Origin of the sequence: Bacillus cereus group sp. RP37, from assembly GCF_040459695.1 — a bacterium.
Taxonomy (GTDB): Bacteria; Bacillota; Bacilli; order Bacillales; family Bacillaceae_G; genus Bacillus_A.
The window spans coordinates 5,054,956-5,075,000 of sequence record NZ_JARVHP010000001.1 but is presented as its reverse complement, the minus strand read 5'-3'; the positions used below and the strand labels follow the sequence as shown (position 1 = coordinate 5,075,000).

Genomic DNA, 20,045 nt, shown 5'->3' with positions numbered 1-20,045 from the left:
TTATCTCCCCCAAGAGTCCACATCGACGGGGAGGTTTGGCACCTCGATGTCGGCTCATCGCATCCTGGGGCTGTAGTCGGTCCCAAGGGTTGGGCTGTTCGCCCATTAAAGCGGTACGCGAGCTGGGTTCAGAACGTCGTGAGACAGTTCGGTCCCTATCCGTCGTGGGCGTAGGAAATTTGAGAGGAGCTGTCCTTAGTACGAGAGGACCGGGATGGACGCACCGCTGGTGTACCAGTTGTTCTGCCAAGGGCATAGCTGGGTAGCTATGTGCGGAAGGGATAAGTGCTGAAAGCATCTAAGCATGAAGCCCCCCTCAAGATGAGATTTCCCATAGCGTAAGCTAGTAAGATCCCTGAAAGATGATCAGGTTGATAGGTTCGAGGTGGAAGCATGGTGACATGTGGAGCTGACGAATACTAATAGATCGAGGACTTAACCATATAATATGAAGCAAATGTTATCTAGTTTTGAAGGAATATGCCTTCATAGTTTGGTGATGATGGCAGAGAGGTCACACCCGTTCCCATACCGAACACGGAAGTTAAGCTCTCTAGCGCCGATGGTAGTTGGGACCTTGTCCCTGTGAGAGTAGGACGTCGCCAAGCAAAAACCTAAGTCGATTCGACTTAGGTTTTTTTGTGTTTATTTTTATTTACCAAATGTCATAATCCATACATTTAATAACGCTAAAGAAGAAAAAAGAATGAAAATAAGGCTATTCAAAGTAATAGCAATGATTTTTGGTTTTCCAGATTTTCCGAGTACTCCTAAAATAATACCTATGATAGGACACATTATTTCTAGCGCAAGTATATATTTAAAATAATGAGAGTAGAAAAAATGGGATGATATAAATAAGTATTCAATCATTACAGCAATTACTGCAATAGAGAAAAATAAATAGGATAATAGCATAGTTATTTTTTTCACGATTATTCCCCCCTTAGAAATTAAATCGCTACAATAATAAGTTCTATATACTTTGATCAAAACATACTGAAGTACTATGTAAACAGTTATATGTAAAATAGATCTCTAGAAATATATATTCTAATTCCCCTTCCTTCTTGCATATAGTTGCAATTCTTCTTTTGAATATAACTAAAACACGAACGTTATCAGCAACTAATAAAAAAACATTCGATTATTTATTGACATTGTTTATGAAATATTGTTAATATAGCCATAGAAACAATAATATATAAGACCTCATATAATCGCGGGGATATGGCCTGCAAGTCTCTACCTAACGACCGTTATTCGTTAGACTATGAGGGAAAGTCACTCGGTATTTTTCTATTCACAAGGGATACGTATGCCTGAGTAGAGCGCTTTCTCTCATAGTAAAAGAGAAACTGTTCTATTTCAGGCTTTTTTTATTTGAATCGGGGGGATTCTAATATGAAATCACTAGTTGGAGTCATAATGGGAAGCACGTCAGACTGGGAAACAATGAAATATGCTTGTGACATTTTAGATGAATTAAATATACCGTATGAGAAAAAAGTTGTATCTGCTCATCGGACTCCGGATTATATGTTTGAATATGCAGAGACAGCTCGTGAACGTGGGTTGAAAGTTATTATTGCTGGAGCTGGTGGAGCAGCGCATTTACCAGGAATGGTTGCAGCGAAGACGAATCTTCCTGTAATCGGAGTTCCAGTTCAATCAAAAGCGTTAAACGGCTTAGATTCATTATTATCCATCGTCCAAATGCCAGGAGGGGTTCCGGTTGCAACTGTTGCAATTGGTAAGGCTGGTTCAACAAATGCTGGTTTACTTGCTGCACAAATACTTGGATCATTCCATGATGATATACATGATGCTTTAGAATTGAGACGAGAAGCAATTGAAAAAGATGTGCGCGAAGGTAGTGAGCTAGTATGACGAGAATCATTTTACCTGGAAAAACAATCGGCATTATTGGAGGCGGCCAGTTAGGAAGAATGATGGCATTGGCAGCTAAGGAGATGGGATATAAAATTGCTGTTTTAGATCCTACAAAAAATTCACCATGTGCACAAGTTGCTGATATTGAAATTGTTGCACCATATGACGATTTAAAAGCAATTCAGCATTTAGCAGAGATCAGTGATGTTGTCACATATGAATTTGAGAATATTGATTATAGATGTTTACAATGGCTTGAAAAACATGCGTACTTACCGCAAGGCAGTCAGTTGTTAAGTAAAACGCAAAATCGTTTTACAGAAAAGAATGCAATTGAAAAAGCGGGATTACCAGTAGCAACGTATAGATTGGTTCAAACTCAAGAGCAGCTTACTGAAGCAATCGCCGAGTTATCATATCCTTCCGTCTTAAAAACGACGACAGGTGGATATGATGGGAAAGGGCAAGTTGTTTTAAGAAGTGAAGGTGACATTGATAAAGCGCGAGAGCTTGCGAATGCAGCAGAATGCATTTTAGAGAAATGGGTGCCTTTTGAAAAAGAAGTATCAGTTATTGTGATTCGTAGTGTAAGTGGTGAAACGAAAGTATTTCCGGTAGCGGAAAATATTCATGTAAATAACATTTTGCATGAATCTATCGTTCCAGCTCGCATTACAGAAGAACTTTCTCAAAAAGCAATCGCTTATGCAAAAGTGCTCGCGGATGAACTAGAACTTGTGGGAACACTAGCGGTAGAGATGTTTGCTACAGCTGATGGTGAGATTTACATTAATGAATTAGCACCAAGACCTCACAATTCAGGCCACTATACACAGGATGCATGTGAAACGAGTCAATTCGGTCAACATATTCGAGCAATCTGTAATTTACCTCTTGGAGAAACAAATTTGTTAAAACCAGTTGTCATGGTAAACATTTTAGGCGAACATATAGAAGGGGTCCTAAGACAAGTGAATAGATTAACCGGGTGCTATTTACACTTGTATGGAAAAGAAGAAGCAAAAGCGCAGCGAAAAATGGGGCATGTTAATATTTTAAATGATAATATTGAAGTCGCTCTAGAAAAAGCGAAGAGTTTGCATATTTGGGACCATCAAGAACAACTGTTGGAGGGAAAAAGATGATTAGTCGTTATACACGCCCAGAAATGGGTGCAATTTGGACGGAAGAGAACAAATTTAAAGCGTGGTTAGAAGTTGAGATTTTAGCTTGTGAAGCATGGGCTGAGCTTGGCGATATTCCAAAAGAAGATGTTAAAAAAATTCGTGAGCATGCATCATTTGATATTGATCGTATTTATGAAATTGAAAAAGAGACACGTCATGACGTCGTTGCATTCACTCGTGCTGTATCAGAAACACCAACATTAGGTGAGGAACGTAAATGGGTTCATTACGGTTTAACATCTACAGACGTAGTAGATACAGCGTTATCTTACATCTTAAAACAAGCGAATGAAATCATATTAAAAGACTTAGAAAACTTTGTAAGCATTTTAGCTAACAAAGCGAAAGAGCATAAATACACGATCATGATGGGAAGAACACACGGTGTTCATGCAGAACCAACAACATTTGGTTTAAAACTTGGTCTTTGGTATGAAGAAATGAAACGTAACGTAGAGCGTTTCAAGCAAGCTGCTGATACAGTTCGCGTTGGTAAATTATCTGGTGCGGTTGGTACATACGCAAATATCGATCCATTCGTAGAAAAGTATGTTTGTGAAAACTTAGGATTAGAAGCAGCACCGATTTCAACACAAACATTGCAACGTGATCGCCATGCTCATTACATGTCAACACTTGCACTAATCGCAACATCTATCGAAAAGATGGCGGTTGAGATTCGTGGTTTACAAAAGAGTGAAACACGTGAAGTTGAAGAGGCTTTCGCAAAAGGCCAAAAAGGTTCTTCTGCAATGCCACATAAACGTAATCCAATTGGATCTGAAAATATGACTGGTTTAGCTCGTGTTATCCGCGGTTATATGATGACAGCGTATGAGAATGTTCCATTATGGCATGAGCGTGATATTTCTCACTCTTCGGCAGAACGCGTAATTTTACCAGATGCTACAATCGCGTTAAATTATATGCTAAATCGCTTTGGTAATATCGTTAAAAACTTAACTGTATACCCAGAGAATATGAAACGCAATATGACGAGAACATACGGCTTAATTTATTCTCAGCGCGTAATGCTTACATTAATCGACAAAGGTATGGTACGTGAAGAAGCTTATGATATCGTACAGCCTAAAGCGATGGAAGCTTGGGAAACACAAGTACAATTTAAAGAGCTTGTAGAAGCTGATGAGCGTATTACGAGCAAGTTAACACAAGAAGAAATTAATGAATGCTTCAACTATGAGCATCATATGCAACACGTTGATACAATCTTTGAACGCCTAGGATTAAACGAAGCATAAAATTTCATATGGCACAGAATAGAGTCATTCTGTGCCATTCTTTATAAAAATATTATTCACATTTTTCAAACTACAGGGGGCTTGCGAAATGCAAAAGCTAGAATTGCTGTATGAAGGTAAGGCAAAAAGAATTTATCGTACAGAATCAGCAGATATGGTTTGGGTAGAGTACAAAGATAGTGCGACTGCTTTCAATGGGGAGAAAAAAGAGACGATTACAGGAAAAGGTCGTTTGAACAATGAGATTACAACTTTATTGTTCAGAAAGTTACAAGAAGTAGGAATTAAAACACATTTTATTGAGAAGTTATCTGAGATAGAGCAACTTGTTAAAAAAGTGAGTATTATTCCTTTAGAAGTTGTCACAAGAAATGTAATTGCAGGAAGTCTTTCAAAACGATTAGGAATGGAAGAGGGAACTGTACTTGCAGAACCAATCGTAGAATTTTACTTCAAAGATGATGATTTAGGAGATCCGCTTGTAACAGAAGATCATATTCGTGTATTAAACGTTGCATCGCCAGAGCAAGTAAGCGTATTACGAGATATGGCTCTACAAATCAATCAAGTATTGATTGAGCATTTCGCAAGCTGTCGTGTAAGATTAGTAGATTTTAAATTAGAGTTTGGTGTAACGGAAGAAGGAGAAATTATTTTAGCGGATGAAATTTCACCAGATACTTGCCGTTTATGGGATGAAACGAGCAATGAAAAGTTTGATAAAGACGTATTCCGTCGCGATCTTGGAAATTTAACAGATGCTTATGAAGAGATTTTAAAACGTTTAGGGGGAATTTCACATGTATAAAGTTAAGGTATATGTAACATTAAGAGAAAGCGTATTAGATCCACAAGGAACAGCGGTAAAAGGAGCACTTCATAGTCTTTCGTTTACAGAAGTACAAGATGTACGAATCGGAAAGTACATGGAACTAACAATTGATAAATCAGTATCTGACCTTGACGCAAAGGTAAAGGAAATGTGTGAAAAACTATTAGCGAACGTTGTAATGGAAGACTTCCGTTATGAGGTTGAGGAGGTTGTCGCACAGTGAAATTTGCAGTAATAGTATTTCCAGGTTCGAACTGTGATGTTGATATGTTCCATGCAATTAAAGATGAGCTTGGCGAAGAAGTAGATTACGTTTGGCACGATACAGAGAATTTAGATGAATATGATGCAATTTTACTACCAGGTGGATTCTCTTACGGCGACTACTTACGCTGCGGTGCTATTTCTCGCTTTGCTAACGCAATGAAAGCAGTGCAAAAAGCTGCTGAGCAAGGAAAGCCGATTTTAGGTGTTTGTAATGGATTCCAGATTCTTGTTGAATCAGGATTACTACCAGGAGCGTTAATGAGAAACGAAAACTTAAAATTTATGTGTCGCACTGTTCAGTTGCGTGTTGAAAATAATGAAACGATGTTTACATCACAATATGAAAAAGGTGCAGTGATCAATATTCCAATCGCACATGGTGAGGGGAATTACTATTGTGATGAAGAAACTCTTAAAAGATTAGAAGAGAATAATCAAATTGCATTCCGTTATGTGGAAAATCCGAACGGAAGCGTTTCAGATATTGCTGGTATTGTAAACGAAAAAGGAAATGTTCTTGGTATGATGCCACATCCAGAGCGTGCTGTAGATGAACTACTTGGCGGTGCTGAAGGATTAAAAGTCTTTCAATCTATCTTAAAACAGTGGAGGGAAACATATGTCGTTAATGCTTGAACCAAATCCAACACAAATTAAAGAAGAGCGTATATATGCGGAAATGGGGCTAACAGACGAAGAGTTTGCCATGGTTGAAAAGATTTTAGGACGTCTGCCAAATTATACGGAAACAGGATTATTCTCTGTAATGTGGTCTGAACATTGTAGTTATAAAAATTCAAAACCAGTTCTTCGCAAGTTCCCAACAACAGGTGAGCGCGTTCTGCAAGGACCTGGAGAAGGCGCTGGAATTGTAGATATCGGTGATAATCAAGCGGTTGTATTTAAAATGGAAAGTCATAACCATCCTTCGGCTATTGAGCCATATCAAGGGGCAGCAACAGGCGTTGGCGGTATTATCCGTGACGTATTCTCTATGGGAGCACGTCCAGTAGCTCTATTAAACTCACTTCGCTTCGGTGAATTACAATCACCACGTGTGAAATATTTATTCGAAGAAGTAGTAGCAGGAATCGCAGGATACGGTAACTGCATCGGTATCCCTACTGTTGGTGGAGAAGTACAGTTTGATCCATGTTATGAAGGAAATCCACTTGTAAATGCAATGTGCGTAGGTTTAATTAACCACGAAGATATTAAAAAAGGGCAAGCGCACGGTGCTGGTAATACAGTAATGTACGTAGGAGCGTCAACTGGTCGTGATGGTATTCACGGTGCAACATTCGCATCTGAAGAACTATCTGAAAGCTCAGAAGCGAAGCGTCCAGCAGTTCAAGTAGGAGATCCATTTATGGAGAAACTTCTTATTGAAGCTTGCTTAGAACTTATTCAGTCGGATGCACTTGTTGGAATTCAAGATATGGGTGCAGCTGGTTTAACATCATCTTCTGCAGAAATGGCAAGTAAAGCAGGAATGGGTATTGAAATGTACTTAGATGATGTACCACAGCGCGAAACAGGAATGACACCATATGAAATGATGCTATCTGAATCACAAGAGCGTATGTTAATTGTTGTGAAAAAAGGTAGAGAACAAGAGATAGTAGATTTATTTGAGAAGTATGGTCTTGCAGCAGTTACGATGGGGAAAGTAACGGAAGACAAAATGCTTCGTTTATTCCATAAAGGTGAGAAGGTAGCTGAAGTACCAGCAGATGCTCTTGCAGAAGAAGCACCAATTTATCATAAGCCATCAAAAGAAGCAGCCTACTTTGCTGAATTCCAAGAAATGAAAATGGAAACGCCGAAAGTAGAAAATTATAAAGAAACGTTATTCGCGTTATTACAACAACCAACGATCGCAAGTAAAGAGTGGGTATATGATCAATATGATTATCAAGTACGCACAAGCACAGTTGTTACACCAGGTTCAGATGCAGCGGTTGTACGTGTACGTGGTACAGAAAAAGGATTAGCAATGACGACAGATTGTAACTCTCGCTACATTTATTTAGATCCAGAAATGGGCGGTAAAATTGCAGTAGCAGAGGCAGCGCGTAATATCGTATGTTCTGGCGGAGAGCCACTTGCAATTACAGATTGCTTAAACTTCGGTAATCCAGAAAAACCAGAAATCTTCTGGCAAATTGAAAAATCAGTAGATGGTATGAGTGAAGCTTGTCGCACATTACAAACACCAGTTATTGGCGGAAACGTATCGATGTATAACGAACGTAGTGGGGAAGCAGTATACCCAACACCGACAGTTGGGATGGTTGGACTTGTACACGATTTAAAACATGTAACAACACAGGAATTTAAGCAAGCTGGCGATTTAGTTTATGTAATTGGAGAGACGAAAGCTGAGTTTGGTGGAAGTGAATTACAGAAAATGATGCACGGCAAAATTTTCGGTCAATCACCAAGTATCGATCTAGACGTAGAATTAAAACTTCAAAAACAAGTATTAGCAGCAATTCAAGCTGGCCTTGTTCAATCTGCACATGACGTTGCTGAAGGTGGTTTAGCAGTTGCAATTTCTGAAAGTGCAATTGGTGCGAACGGTTTAGGTGCTACTGTGAAATTAGATGGGGAAGCAACAGCAGCATTATTCGCTGAATCACAATCTCGCTTCGTTATAACTGTAAAACGTGAAAATAAGGAAGCATTCGAGAAAGCGGTAGAAGCAATTCAAGTTGGAGAAGTGACAAATACAAATGAAGTAACAATTCATAATGAAGAAAATGAAGTATTACTTACAGCAAATGTAGATGAAATGAGAAAGGCTTGGAAAGGGGCAATCCCATGCTTGCTGAAATAAAGGGGTTAAATGAAGAATGTGGCGTTTTCGGAATTTGGGGGCATGAAAATGCAGCACAAGTTTCGTACTACGGATTGCATAGTTTACAGCACCGTGGACAAGAAGGCGCAGGCATCGTTGTAAATAATGGTGAGAAAATTGTCGGTCACAAGGGGTTAGGTTTAATATCGGAAGTATTTTCAAGAGGTGAGCTAGAAGGCTTAAACGGAAAATCAGCAATTGGACACGTAAGATATGCGACAGCTGGCGGAAGTGAAGTTGCTAACGTTCAACCATTATTATTCCGTTTCTCCGATCATAGCATGGCGCTAGCTCATAACGGAAATTTAATTAATGCAAAAATGCTTCGCCGCGAATTAGAAGCAGAAGGAAGTATTTTCCAAACAAGTTCAGATACAGAAGTACTTTTACATCTTATTAAACGTAGTACGAAAGATTCGTTAATTGAAAGTGTAAAAGAGGCTCTAAATAAAGTAAAAGGTGCGTTTGCATATCTTTTACTAACTGGAAATGAAATGATCGTTGCGCTAGATCCGAATGGATTCCGTCCTCTTTCAATTGGAAAGATGGGGGATGCTTACGTTGTAGCATCAGAAACATGTGCTTTCGATGTAGTAGGTGCAACATATATTCGTGATGTAGAACCAGGTGAATTACTTATCATTAATGATGAAGGAATTCATGTAGATCGTTTTACAAATGAAGTAGATCATGCAATTTGTAGTATGGAGTACATTTATTTTGCACGTCCGGATTCTAATATTGCAGGTATTAACGTCCATGCAGCACGTAAAAACATGGGAAAACGTTTGGCGGCAGAAGCTCCTATTGAAGCTGATGTTGTTACTGGTGTACCAGACTCTAGTATTTCGGCAGCAATTGGTTATGCGGAGGCAACAGGCATTCCATATGAGTTAGGGTTAATTAAAAATCGTTACGTTGGACGTACGTTTATTCAACCTTCTCAAGAACTGCGAGAGCAAGGGGTAAAGATGAAGCTTTCGGCAGTAAGAGGTGTAGTTGAGGGGAAACGAGTGGTTATGATTGACGATTCTATCGTAAGAGGAACGACGAGTAAACGAATTGTTCGTATGCTTCGCGAGGCTGGAGCGACAGAAGTTCATGTAAGAATTGCTTCACCACCTCTTAAGTATCCATGTTTCTATGGCATTGATATTCAAACGAGAAAAGAATTAATTGCAGCAAATCATACAGTAGAAGAAATCCGTGAAATAATCGGTGCAGATTCATTAACATTTTTAAGTGAAGATGGATTAGTAGATGCAATTGGACGTCCATATGAAGGGAAATACGGCGGTCTATGTATGGCGTACTTCAATGGAGATTATCCAACAGCTCTTTATGATTATGAGCAAGAGCTTTTAGAAAGTATGAAATAAGGAGAAAAAAGCTTCTACTTCTTTTGATGTAGAAGCTAGCTTCTTTCTTAAAACAGCCCGCCCTGGATAGGGAGAAATTAAAAGACGAGGTGTAGATAACGATGGCGAATGCATATAAGCAAGCAGGAGTAGATATTGAAGCTGGATATGAAGCGGTATCTCGCATGAAAAAACACGTACAAACAACAATGAGAAAAGAAGTACTAGGCGGTTTAGGCGGTTTTGGAGGTATGTTTGATCTATCAAAATTTGCATTAGAAGAACCTGTATTAGTATCTGGAACAGATGGCGTGGGAACGAAATTGATGCTCGCTTTTATGGCAGATAAACATGACACAATTGGTATTGATGCAGTAGCAATGTGTGTAAATGATATTGTTGTCCAAGGAGCAGAGCCGCTTTTCTTCCTTGATTATATTGCTTGTGGTAAAGCTGAACCTAGTAAAATTGAAAACATCGTCAAAGGTATATCAGAGGGCTGTCGCCAAGCTGGTTGTGCATTAATTGGTGGAGAAACAGCTGAAATGCCAGGAATGTATTCTACGGAAGAATACGATTTAGCTGGTTTTACAGTTGGAATTGTTGATAAAAAGAAAATTGTAACAGGTGAAAAAATTGAAGCTGGTCAAGTATTAATAGGCTTAGCATCTAGCGGTATTCATAGTAATGGTTATTCTTTAGTACGAAAAGTATTACTAGAAGATGGAGAACTATCTTTAGATCGCATTTACGGACGCTTAGAACTACCTCTTGGTGAAGAATTATTAAAACCAACGAAAATTTATGTCAAACCTATTTTAGAACTATTGAAGAAACATGAAGTATACGGTATGGCGCATATTACAGGTGGCGGGTTCATTGAAAATATTCCACGTATGTTACCAGAAGGAATCGGTGCAGAAATTGAATTAGGATCTTGGAAAATTCAACCGATTTTCAGTTTACTTCAAGAAGTTGGAAAACTAGAAGAGAAAGAAATGTTCAATATTTTTAACATGGGTATTGGTATGGTAGTTGCAGTGAAGGAAGAAGAAGCGAAAGATATCGTTCGTCTTCTTGAAGAGCAAGGAGAAACAGCTCGTATTATTGGACGTACTGTACAAGGGTCTGGCGTTACCTTTAATGGGGGCACAGCACTATGAGTAGATTAGCAGTTTTTGCTTCTGGAAGCGGCTCTAACTTTCAATCTCTCATCAATGCGGTAGAAGAAAAAAGATTAGACGCAGATATTAGTTTATTAGTATGCGATAAACCAGAAGCACGTGCTGTTGGACGGGCACATTATCATCATATTCCATGTTTCGCTTTTTCAGCGAAAGCATATAAGTCAAAAGAAGCATTTGAAAAAGAAATATTAAAGAAGCTAGAAGAGTATGAAATTGATTATGTTATTTTAGCTGGATATATGCGTTTAATTGGACCGACTTTACTAGAAGCTTACGGCGGGAAGATTATTAATATTCATCCATCACTATTACCGAGTTTTCCAGGGAAAGATGCTGTTGGTCAAGCGTTAGAAGCAGGTGTGAAAGTAACTGGAGTAACAATTCATTATGTAGATGCAGGTATGGATACAGGGCCAATTATTGCGCAAGAAGCAGTAGTTGTTTCTGAAGGGGATACGAGAGAAAGCTTACAAAAGAAAATTCAACAAGTTGAACATAAATTATACGTAAATACAGTGAATCAAATTGTTCAATCTGTTAAAGAACCAACTGTTAACTAACATACAACCAGGGGTGAAGGATAAATGAAAAAGCGTGCATTGGTAAGTGTTTCAGATAAAACAGGAGTAGTGGAATTTGTTAAAGGTTTACTAGAACAAGGGATCGAAGTTATCTCAACAGGTGGTACGAAAAAATTACTAGAAGAAAATGGCTTACAAGTAATTGGTATTTCTGAAGTAACTGGGTTCCCAGAAATTATGGATGGTCGCGTAAAAACATTACATCCAAACATTCATGGTGGTCTATTAGCAGTTCGCGATAATGAAACGCATGTAGCGCAAATGAATGAGTTAGGTATTCAGCCAATTGATTTTGTTGTTGTTAACTTATACCCATTCAAAGAAACAATCGCTAAGCCTGATGTAACATTTGCTGATGCAATTGAAAATATTGATATCGGTGGTCCAACAATGATTCGCTCTGCTGCGAAAAATCATAAATTTGTATCGGTAATTGTAGATCCAGTAGATTACGATGTTGTATTAGCAGAACTGAAAGAGAACGGTGAAGTAAAAGAAGAAACAAAACGTAAATTAGCAGCGAAAGTATTCCGTCATACAGCGGCATATGATGCGTTAATTTCTAATTACTTAACAGCGCAAATGGGTGAAGAAAGCCCAGAAACATTAACAGTGACATTTGAGAAAAAACAAGATTTACGCTATGGAGAAAATCCACATCAAAAAGCAACATTCTATAAAGCGCCATTCGCGGCAACTTCTTCTGTTGCGTATGCAGAACAATTACACGGTAAAGAATTATCTTATAACAATATTAACGATGCAGATGCAGCACTTAGTATTGTAAAAGAATTTACAGAGCCAGCAGTAGTAGCAGTAAAACATATGAATCCATGTGGTGTTGGAGTGGGTACTGACATTCATGAAGCATACACACGCGCTTATGAAGCAGATCCAGTATCAATCTTTGGAGGTATTATCGCAGCGAATCGCGAAATTGATAAAGCTACAGCAGAAAAGTTACACGAAATTTTCTTAGAAATTATTATTGCACCTTCTTTCTCAAAAGAAGCTTTAGAAGTGTTGCAAAGTAAGAAGAACTTACGCTTACTAACTGTAAATATTGAAAAAGCGACAAGTGCAAGTAAAAAACTAACTTCTGTACAAGGTGGACTTCTTGTTCAAGAGGAAGATACGTTATCATTAGATGAAAGTACAATTTCAATTCCGACGAAACGTGAACCGTCAGAGCAAGAATGGAAAGATTTAAAACTAGCTTGGAAAGTTGTAAAACATGTGAAATCAAATGCAATTGTTTTAGCAAATGATAACATGACAGTTGGTGTAGGTGCAGGACAGATGAACCGTGTAGGTTCGGCGAAAATTGCTATCACACAAGCAGGCGAAAAGGCGCAAGGTAGCGCACTTGCATCTGATGCTTTCTTCCCAATGCCAGATACGTTAGAAGAAGCAGCAAAAGCAGGAATTACAGCAATCATTCAACCAGGCGGATCAATCCGTGATGAGGATTCTATTAAAGTGGCGGATAAGTATGGGATTGCTATGGTGTTCACTGGCGTACGTCATTTCAAACACTAATAGAGGTTGTTTAAAAAGTCCGGTCAAGATAACCTTCGCATGTCGTCGTTGCATAGCCAGTGCGGTACTCATGTAGGAAAGCTACACTCCGTGTCCTCCTGTCAAATGCGCCTCAACCTGCTCGGTTATCTTGGTCCTCCTTTTTAAACTTACATTGATATGAAAACAAACTAGGAGCATAGCTTCTAGTTTGTACTTATTTAAGTATTGGGGGATGAAATATGAATGTTTTAGTAATCGGCCGCGGTGGGCGTGAGCATGCTTTAGCTTGGAAGTTTGCACAATCTGCAAAAGTGAAAAAGGTGTATGTAGCACCAGGTAATGAAGGTATGCGAGATGTTGCAACACCCGTTGATATTGATGAAAATGATTTTGATGCATTAGTCTTATTTGCAAAAGAGAATCATGTGGAGTTAACTTTCGTTGGACCAGAAATTCCACTTATGAATGGAATTGTTGATCGTTTTAAAGAAGAGGGACTTCGCGTATTTGGTCCGAATAAAGCGGCTGCTGTTATTGAAGGTAGTAAAGCTTTTACAAAAGAGCTTATGAAAAAATATAGTATTCCAACTGCGGCGTACGAAACTTTTACAGACTATGAAGAAGCAGTACAGTACATTCAAAAAGTTGGTGCACCAATTGTTATTAAGGCAGACGGCTTAGCGGCTGGTAAAGGTGTAACGGTAGCAATGACACTTGAAGAGGCATTACAAGCTGCGAAAGAGATGCTACAAGATGTAAAGTTCGGCGAAGCAAGTAAGAAGGTCGTTATTGAAGAGTTTTTAGATGGACAAGAATTTTCATTAATGGCATTTGTGAATGGAACAACTGTGCATCCGATGGTAATTGCTCAAGATCATAAACGAGCTTTTGATGGTGATAAAGGTCCAAATACAGGTGGAATGGGTGCATATTCTCCAGTACCACAAATTCCAGAATCAGCAGTTCAAGAGGCGATAAAAACTGTATTACACCCCACTGCTAAGGCGATGATTGCAGAAAACCGTTCGTTTACAGGTATTTTATACGCGGGACTTATTTTAACAAATGATGGTCCAAAGGTAATTGAGTTTAATGCTCGCTTTGGTGATCCTGAAACGGAAGTTGTATTACCTCGCTTAGAAAATGATTTAGTTGATGTATGTAACGCTGTATTAGATGAGAGTGAACTAACGTTACAATGGTCAGAAGAAGCAGTTATTGGTGTTGTACTTGCTTCGAAAGGATACCCAGAAGCATATAAAAAAGGTGATATTATTAGCGGATTAGATGCATTGCAAGATGTGATTGTTTTCCATGCGGGTACAGTAATGAAACATGGGGACTTTGTAACAAACGGTGGCCGTGTATTATTTGTTGCTTGTAAGGCGAATAGTTTACAAGAAGCGAAAGATAAAGTATATAAAGAAATCGGTAAAATTGAGAGTGATGGTCTATTTTATCGAAGTGATATAGGATATCGTGCAATTGGACATGAGATGACGAGAAGCTAATATTATGAAGATAAGAAAGGTGGGGAATGGTGTAGTCCATTCTCCACTTTTTTATATTATTTTATTTAGGTAGTTTTATAAGGTCGATAATGTCAGGGCAGTGTAATTGATAAGTTATTGCTGTTGATGAAACTTTTTTAGAAATTTTTTGGCAAGAGTTATTGGAATATTGAATTTCCCTGTCTTCTGTATTTCGACCGCTTGTTTTTGAGTAATCAACATCATAATACAAAGATGTCGTTTCTCTTCCTTTTTTTACTGTTAAATCTATGATGAGAGGCTCATCTTTTTCGTTAAATTGAGTGATTCGAATGGAGTGACTCTTATTTGCATTATATTTTTTAATGAAGGTATCTAATTTTTCGATATTGTAAACTGTATCATTCTTTTGAATGACATCACCATATTTTTCGGCGGTTTCAAAACTATATTCTTTATTGGATGTATCAATCGTTGGTCGTTTATTTGAGCAAGCGACAAGATTGAATGAGAGTAGTGTGATAAAGAATAAACTAGTTTTTTTATAGTAGTGTTTGATATGCAAAGCTAACCACCTCCATATATAACATTATATTTGTATTTTACAATATATTTAAAAAGAAAACATCATCATTGAAAAATATTTAGTAATATAGTATTAAAAAAATCCCGCTGATTTCTCAGCAGGATTTTTTATGCATCTTTATCTTTTTTCAATTTTCCTTTTTGCTTTGCCATTTCTCGAAGTAAATACTCGATGTGTGCATTGACGCTACGAAACTCATCATTCGCCCATTTTTCGATGACTGCGTGTAATTCAGGATCAATACGTAATGGAAAGCTTTTCTTTTTAGCCATAAGGATTTACAACCTTTAATATAGGCTTCCTGTATTAATAACTGGTTGCGCACCTTTATCTGAAACGATGGCAACTAATAAATTGTTCACCATATTTGCTTTACGCTCGTCATCTAATTCGAGTACGCCTTCTTCATCTAACATATGGATTGAATCTTTCGCCATCTTCACAGCACCTTCAACAATCTCTTTTCTAGCAGCTAATACTGCTTTCGCTTGTTGACGTTGTAGCATTGCATGGGCAATTTCTGTTGCGTAAGCTAAATGTGTTAAACGAGTTTCTAATACTTCTACGCCAGCGATTTCAAGGCGTGCTTCTAATTCACGCTTTAATTCTTCAGAGATTTCTTCAGTATTTCCCCGTAACGTGATACAAGTTTCATCTTGGAAATTATCATAAGGATATTTTGTTGCGACGTGGCGGATTGCCGTTTCACTTTGAATTTCTACAAATCGATCGTAATGTTCAACACCGAACATTGCTTTTGCAGAATCAACAACTTTATATACGATAACGGCCGCAATTTCAATTGGATTTCCCTCAACATCGTTTACTTTTAATTTCTTACTATTAAAGTTTTCAACACGTAACGATACAGTTTGACGGAATGCGAATGGAATTGTTAAAAATAAACCGTTTTGACGAATTGTTCCTAAATAATTACCGAAAAACGTAATGACTTTTGCTTGGTTTGGTTGAACAATACCAATACCTGTAGCAAGAACTGCAGCTAAAATAATAGTTAATGCTGCTCCTATGAAAATTTCTTGTACAAGGAAAAATACGCCGATAGCAGCTAAAATTAAAATCCCGATAACACCAAGAAAACCATTAACATAAAAAACTTGTTTTTCTTTCATATGATCGCCTCCTGATATAAAAATGATATCACTTTTATATCATTTTAAGCAAGGGGTTTACACCTAATTTTCTGAATTTTATTGATTTGGTATCTCTTATGTACATTTTAAGATTCAAAACAAGAATGTACGTTCTGTTTTGTGGTAAAATAAAGAAGACTTAACCGCCCACTGCAGCAGCTAAGTCTCTTTGAGAGCATCTTGCATCGTGACAAATGATTCAAAGCGGTTTTGCCAGGATTATATCTTCAATCGCTGACTCAATCTCTTTGTCAGAAGCGTCATAATTTCCATTTGACTTTGATTTGTCATCATTGGAAGTTTGATTCACTTCTTCTTTAGTATGTTCCTTTTCAGTAAAATTCATGCTAGGCATTTTAAATGCCCCCATATTCATGTATTTTCCGAATTTCCACATTTCAACAACAGGGCAGAAACGAACAATTCCCTCTGCAACTTTCATTGCACCAATCCATAGCAAAATGTTAGACCAAGTGCACCAAGGTTTGCGTACGAGTTTAGTTGCACTACAACCGAAGAGAACAAGTCCGAGTGTAATTCGAATTAGGGCATTTATTGTACCGATATTTTGCTTCATTAGAAAAACACTCCTTTTTATGAAAGTTGAAATAGATAATACTATTTCTTTTATTAGTATCCCATTTGATTTTTGGGATATGTAATCCAACATTTGACGTGGAAAAAGATGTTGGAATGTGCGTGTGTGTAAGTAGCTTTTTTTGTTATAATGAAAGAATGCATAAAAGGAACTTCAAAATTAAATCCTCTCGTTTAAAAAATATGGAAGAGGTAATTCCAAACTTAATTCTCCGTTTTAAACAAATATTTAAGATGAAGTTAAAACAATAATGATGAAAATAAACTGTTATTTTGAACAGAAATATATATAACTCGAGAAAAGAAAGGGTGTTTTCATGTACGATATTTCCGGGTGGAAACATGTATTTAAGCTTGATCCAAATAAGGAGTTAAGCGATGAACATTTAGAAATGATTTGTGAGTCTGGAACGGATGCTGTTATTGTAGGCGGAAGTGATGGAGTGACAATTGATAATGTACTACACATGCTAGTTAGCATTCGTAGATATGCAGTTCCTTGTGTATTAGAGGTTTCTGATGTGGAAGCAATTACACCAGGATTTGATTATTATTATATCCCAAGCGTTTTAAATAGCCGAAAGGTAGAATGGGTAACAGGCGTTCATCATGAGGCTTTGAAAGAATTTGGGGATATTATGGACTGGGACGAAATTTTCATGGAAGGGTATTGTGTTTTAAATCCGGAAGCGAAAGTAGCCCAGCTTACAGATGCGAAATGTGATGTAAGAGAAGATGATGTGATTGCATACGCGCGTTTAGCAGACAAGCTATTACGTTTACCGATATTTTATTTAGAATATAGCGGTACGTATGGAGACGTTGAACTTGTTAAAAATGTAAAAGCAGAATTAAAACAAGCGAAGTTGTATTATGGCGGCGGTATTTCTAATGCAGAACAAGCGAAAGAAATGGCACAGTACGCTGATACGGTAGTGGTTGGAAATATTATTTATGATGATATAAAATCCGCGTTAAAAACAGTTAAAGCAGTAAAAGGAGAGTAGGTGCAGGCGTATATGAGTAAGACAGATAAGTTATTAAATGGTTTAAATCCGCAGCAACAAAAAGCAGTACAAACAACGAACGGACCACTTCTATTAATGGCAGGCGCAGGTAGTGGTAAAACACGTGTGTTAACACATCGTATTGCGTATTTACTTGGTGAAAAAGGTGTAGCACCATGGAATGTACTAGCCATTACCTTTACAAATAAAGCAGCTCGTGAAATGCGCGAGCGTATTGATACACTTGTTGGACCAGAAGCAGAAGATATTTGGATTTCGACGTTCCACTCTATGTGTGTACGTATTTTACGACGTGATATCGATCGTATTGGTATTAATCGTAACTTTACAATCTTAGATTCAGGCGATCAGTTAACTGTAGTCAAAAAAATTATGAAAGAGCGCAATATTGATCCGAAAAAATTTGAGCCGCGCTCTATTTTAGCTGGTATTAGTAATGCGAAAAATGAATTGTTATCTGCAGATAAATATGCAAAAAAAATTACAATCGCTGATCCATATGAAAAATTAACGAGCGACGTGTATACAGAATATCAAAAACGTCTTCTGAAAAATAATTCATTAGACTTTGATGATTTAATTATGACAACAATTCAGCTATTTGAACGTGTTCCAGAAGTACTAGAGTTTTATCAGCGTAAGTTCCAATATATTCACGTGGATGAGTATCAAGATACGAACAAAGCGCAGTACCTTCTTGTTAAACATTTAGCAGCACGTTTTAAAAATTTATGCGTTGTAGGTGACTCAGATCAGTCTATTTATCGCTGGCGTGGTGCGGACATTTCTAACATTTTGTCATTCGAAAAAGACTATGAGAATGCGCAAGTTATTCTGTTAGAACAAAACTATCGTTCGTCACAAAATATTTTAAATGCAGCGAATGCTGTTATCGAGAAAAATACGAATCGTAAACCGAAGAAATTATGGACAGATAATCAAGTTGGAAGCAAAATCTCGTATTATCGTGCTGCAACGGAAAAAGACGAAGCATATTTTGTTGCGAAAAAAATTCGTGACGATATTCAAATGGGAAAACGAAAATATACTGACTTTGCAGTGTTATATCGTACAAATGCTCAGTCTCGTATGGTCGAGGAGATTTTCCTGAAATCTAATATTCCTTACAAAATTGTCGGCGGCACGAAGTTCTACGATCGTAAAGAGATTAAAGATATTTTGGCGTATTTACGTTTAATTGGGAATCCAGATGATGAGATTAGTTTCGCGCGTATTATTAACATGCCAAAGCGCGGAATTGGTGCGACTTCTATCGATAAAATTATCAATTACGGTGTACAAAATGGAATTTCATTAACTGCTGTATTCGATGAGATCGAGCATGTTGGTGTAAGTGCAAAAATAACAAAGGCAGTAAAAGAATTCGCAGGTCTATTACACAACTGGGTAAATATGCAAGAGTATCTATCTGTTACAGAGTTGGTAGAAGAAGTTATTGAAAAAACAGGCTATCGCGATATGTTGAAAAACGAGCGTACTTTAGAAGCCGAAGGTCGTTTAGAGAACTTAGATGAGTTTTTATCTGTTACGCAAACATTTGAATCTCAAAGCGAAGATAAGAGCCTTGTTGCATTCTTAACAGACTTAGCACTTGTTGCTGATATCGATCGTGTAGATGAAGATCCAACTGCTGGTGAGGAAGTTATTTTAATGACGATGCACTCAGCGAAAGGATTAGAATTCCCAGTTGTATTTATTGTTGGTTTAGAGGAAGGAATATTCCCGCATACGCGTTCTTTAATGGAAGAAGATGAAATGCAAGAAGAGCGTCGTCTCGCTTATGTAGGTATTACTCGTGCAGAAGAAGAGTTATATTTATCCAATGCACAAATGCGTACTTTATTTGGTAGAACAAGCATGAACGCCGCATCTCGATTTATTACAGAAATCCCGGCAGAGCTAGTGGAATCGTTAAATGAAACAGCGCCGAAACGTGAAACTTCGTTTGGTGCAAAAGGAAGAACGGCCAGTAGCAGTAGAACGACAACGACAACGACAACACGCTCTCGTTCAGCTTTCGCGCGTCCTGCAGCTAAGACGACAGGCGGCGAACAAATCGGCTGGGCAGTAGGCGATAAAGCTTCCCACCAAAAATGGGGAGTCGGTACAGTTGTAAGTGTAAAAGGTGAAGGTGATGCAAAAGAGTTAGATATTGCGTTCCCAAGCCCAATTGGTGTTAAACGCTTATTAGCAAAATTTGCACCTGTGACGAAACAATAGG

The 20,045-nt window shown here is 37.9% G+C and carries 19 protein-coding genes, 2 rRNA genes and 1 riboswitch (1 of these 22 running past the window's edge); of the genes, 16 read left to right on the top strand and 5 right to left on the bottom strand.

From position 1 onward, the window contains the following. Positions 1-443 (top strand): 23S ribosomal RNA (locus tag QCI44_RS26635); it begins 2,479 nt to the left of the window's first position. Between the two features lie 49 nt (positions 444-492). Then, positions 493-608: ribosomal RNA gene (gene rrf / locus QCI44_RS26630) — 5S ribosomal RNA — on the top strand. Between the two features lie 43 nt (positions 609-651). Here the strand turns inward: rrf and QCI44_RS26625 are convergent. Next, positions 652-933, bottom strand: a complete 282-nt coding sequence (locus tag QCI44_RS26625; RefSeq protein ID WP_016133476.1) for a hypothetical protein — start codon at positions 931-933, stop codon at positions 652-654. Positions 934-1,192: 259 nt separating this feature from the next. Beyond that, positions 1,193-1,294: riboswitch (purine riboswitch) on the top strand. Between the two features lie 110 nt (positions 1,295-1,404). Between QCI44_RS26625 and purE the strand changes: the two genes are divergently transcribed. From purE to purD, 12 genes are all read left to right on the top strand, one after another. Then, positions 1,405-1,890 (top strand): 5-(carboxyamino)imidazole ribonucleotide mutase, encoded by a 486-nt coding sequence (gene purE, locus QCI44_RS26620; RefSeq protein WP_000839367.1) that lies wholly within the window; start codon positions 1,405-1,407, stop codon positions 1,888-1,890. Next, positions 1,887-3,038, top strand: coding sequence for a 5-(carboxyamino)imidazole ribonucleotide synthase (gene purK / locus QCI44_RS26615; RefSeq protein WP_098560671.1), 1,152 nt, complete (start codon positions 1,887-1,889; stop codon positions 3,036-3,038). Before purE ends, purK begins: the two co-directional genes overlap by 4 nt. Further along, positions 3,035-4,342 (top strand): adenylosuccinate lyase, encoded by a 1,308-nt coding sequence (purB, locus tag QCI44_RS26610; RefSeq protein ID WP_000625687.1) that lies wholly within the window; start codon positions 3,035-3,037, stop codon positions 4,340-4,342. Before purK ends, purB begins: the two co-directional genes overlap by 4 nt. Before the next feature lie 88 nt (positions 4,343-4,430). Further along, a complete protein-coding gene (purC, locus tag QCI44_RS26605) occupies positions 4,431-5,150 on the top strand; it encodes a phosphoribosylaminoimidazolesuccinocarboxamide synthase (protein WP_016089556.1) in 720 nt (239 codons plus the stop codon). Continuing rightward, complete coding sequence (gene purS, locus QCI44_RS26600) at positions 5,143-5,397, top strand: phosphoribosylformylglycinamidine synthase subunit PurS (protein ID WP_000278820.1); 255 nt, start codon at positions 5,143-5,145, stop codon at positions 5,395-5,397. Before purC ends, purS begins: the two co-directional genes overlap by 8 nt. Next, positions 5,394-6,077, top strand: a complete 684-nt coding sequence (purQ, locus tag QCI44_RS26595; RefSeq protein ID WP_000666781.1) for a phosphoribosylformylglycinamidine synthase subunit PurQ — start codon at positions 5,394-5,396, stop codon at positions 6,075-6,077. Before purS ends, purQ begins: the two co-directional genes overlap by 4 nt. Further along, a complete protein-coding gene (gene purL / locus QCI44_RS26590) occupies positions 6,061-8,280 on the top strand; it encodes a phosphoribosylformylglycinamidine synthase II (protein ID WP_016089555.1) in 2,220 nt (739 codons plus the stop codon). The genes purQ and purL overlap by 17 nt, the downstream gene beginning before the upstream one ends. Next, the gene (gene purF, locus QCI44_RS26585; protein WP_000879028.1) at positions 8,265-9,680 is read left to right on the top strand and encodes an amidophosphoribosyltransferase; all 1,416 of its coding nucleotides are present in this window, start codon (positions 8,265-8,267) and stop codon (positions 9,678-9,680) included. The genes purL and purF overlap by 16 nt, the downstream gene beginning before the upstream one ends. 101 nt (positions 9,681-9,781) lie before the next feature. Next, on the top strand, positions 9,782-10,822 hold the full coding sequence (purM, locus tag QCI44_RS26580; protein ID WP_088083170.1) for a phosphoribosylformylglycinamidine cyclo-ligase: 1,041 nt from the start codon (positions 9,782-9,784) through the stop codon (positions 10,820-10,822). Further along, positions 10,819-11,406 carry a phosphoribosylglycinamide formyltransferase gene (gene purN, locus QCI44_RS26575; protein WP_353811508.1) on the top strand — a complete coding sequence of 196 codons (588 nt, stop codon included), beginning with the start codon at positions 10,819-10,821 and terminating at the stop codon, positions 11,404-11,406. Before purM ends, purN begins: the two co-directional genes overlap by 4 nt. Positions 11,407-11,430: 24 nt before the next feature. Continuing rightward, positions 11,431-12,966, top strand: a complete 1,536-nt coding sequence (gene purH / locus QCI44_RS26570; RefSeq protein ID WP_016089552.1) for a bifunctional phosphoribosylaminoimidazolecarboxamide formyltransferase/IMP cyclohydrolase — start codon at positions 11,431-11,433, stop codon at positions 12,964-12,966. Between the two features lie 221 nt (positions 12,967-13,187). After that, on the top strand, positions 13,188-14,459 hold the full coding sequence (gene purD / locus QCI44_RS26565) for a phosphoribosylamine--glycine ligase (RefSeq protein WP_016089551.1): 1,272 nt from the start codon (positions 13,188-13,190) through the stop codon (positions 14,457-14,459). Between the two features lie 61 nt (positions 14,460-14,520). Here purD and QCI44_RS26560 read toward each other — a convergent pair whose 3' ends face one another. The 4 genes from QCI44_RS26560 to QCI44_RS26545 all read right to left on the bottom strand — a co-directional run bounded on the left by QCI44_RS26560 (position 14,521) and on the right by QCI44_RS26545 (position 16,755). Next, entirely contained in the window at positions 14,521-15,003 is a 483-nt protein-coding gene (locus QCI44_RS26560) for a DUF4362 domain-containing protein (RefSeq protein WP_098986127.1), read from the bottom strand. A gap of 128 nt (positions 15,004-15,131) precedes the next feature. After that, positions 15,132-15,296 carry a type II toxin-antitoxin system antitoxin gene (locus QCI44_RS26555; protein ID WP_001085171.1) on the bottom strand — a complete coding sequence of 55 codons (165 nt, stop codon included), beginning with the start codon at positions 15,294-15,296 and terminating at the stop codon, positions 15,132-15,134. A 15-nt stretch (positions 15,297-15,311) separates the two neighbouring features. After that, the gene (locus QCI44_RS26550; RefSeq protein ID WP_016089549.1) at positions 15,312-16,157 is read right to left on the bottom strand and encodes an SPFH domain-containing protein; all 846 of its coding nucleotides are present in this window, start codon (positions 16,155-16,157) and stop codon (positions 15,312-15,314) included. A gap of 220 nt (positions 16,158-16,377) precedes the next feature. Beyond that, positions 16,378-16,755, bottom strand: a complete 378-nt coding sequence (locus QCI44_RS26545) for a YgaP family membrane protein (protein ID WP_016133482.1) — start codon at positions 16,753-16,755, stop codon at positions 16,378-16,380. A 337-nt stretch (positions 16,756-17,092) separates the two neighbouring features. Here QCI44_RS26545 and pcrB point away from each other — a divergent pair, with 337 nt between their 5' ends. Both pcrB and pcrA read left to right on the top strand, forming a co-directional pair. Next, complete coding sequence (gene pcrB, locus QCI44_RS26540) at positions 17,093-17,782, top strand: heptaprenylglyceryl phosphate synthase (protein ID WP_088083172.1); 690 nt, start codon at positions 17,093-17,095, stop codon at positions 17,780-17,782. Between the two features lie 12 nt (positions 17,783-17,794). Next, positions 17,795-20,044: a DNA helicase PcrA gene (gene pcrA / locus QCI44_RS26535; protein ID WP_116329471.1), complete on the top strand. Its 2,250-nt coding sequence runs from the start codon at positions 17,795-17,797 to the stop codon at positions 20,042-20,044. The last annotated feature ends 1 nt before the right edge of the window (position 20,045 follow it).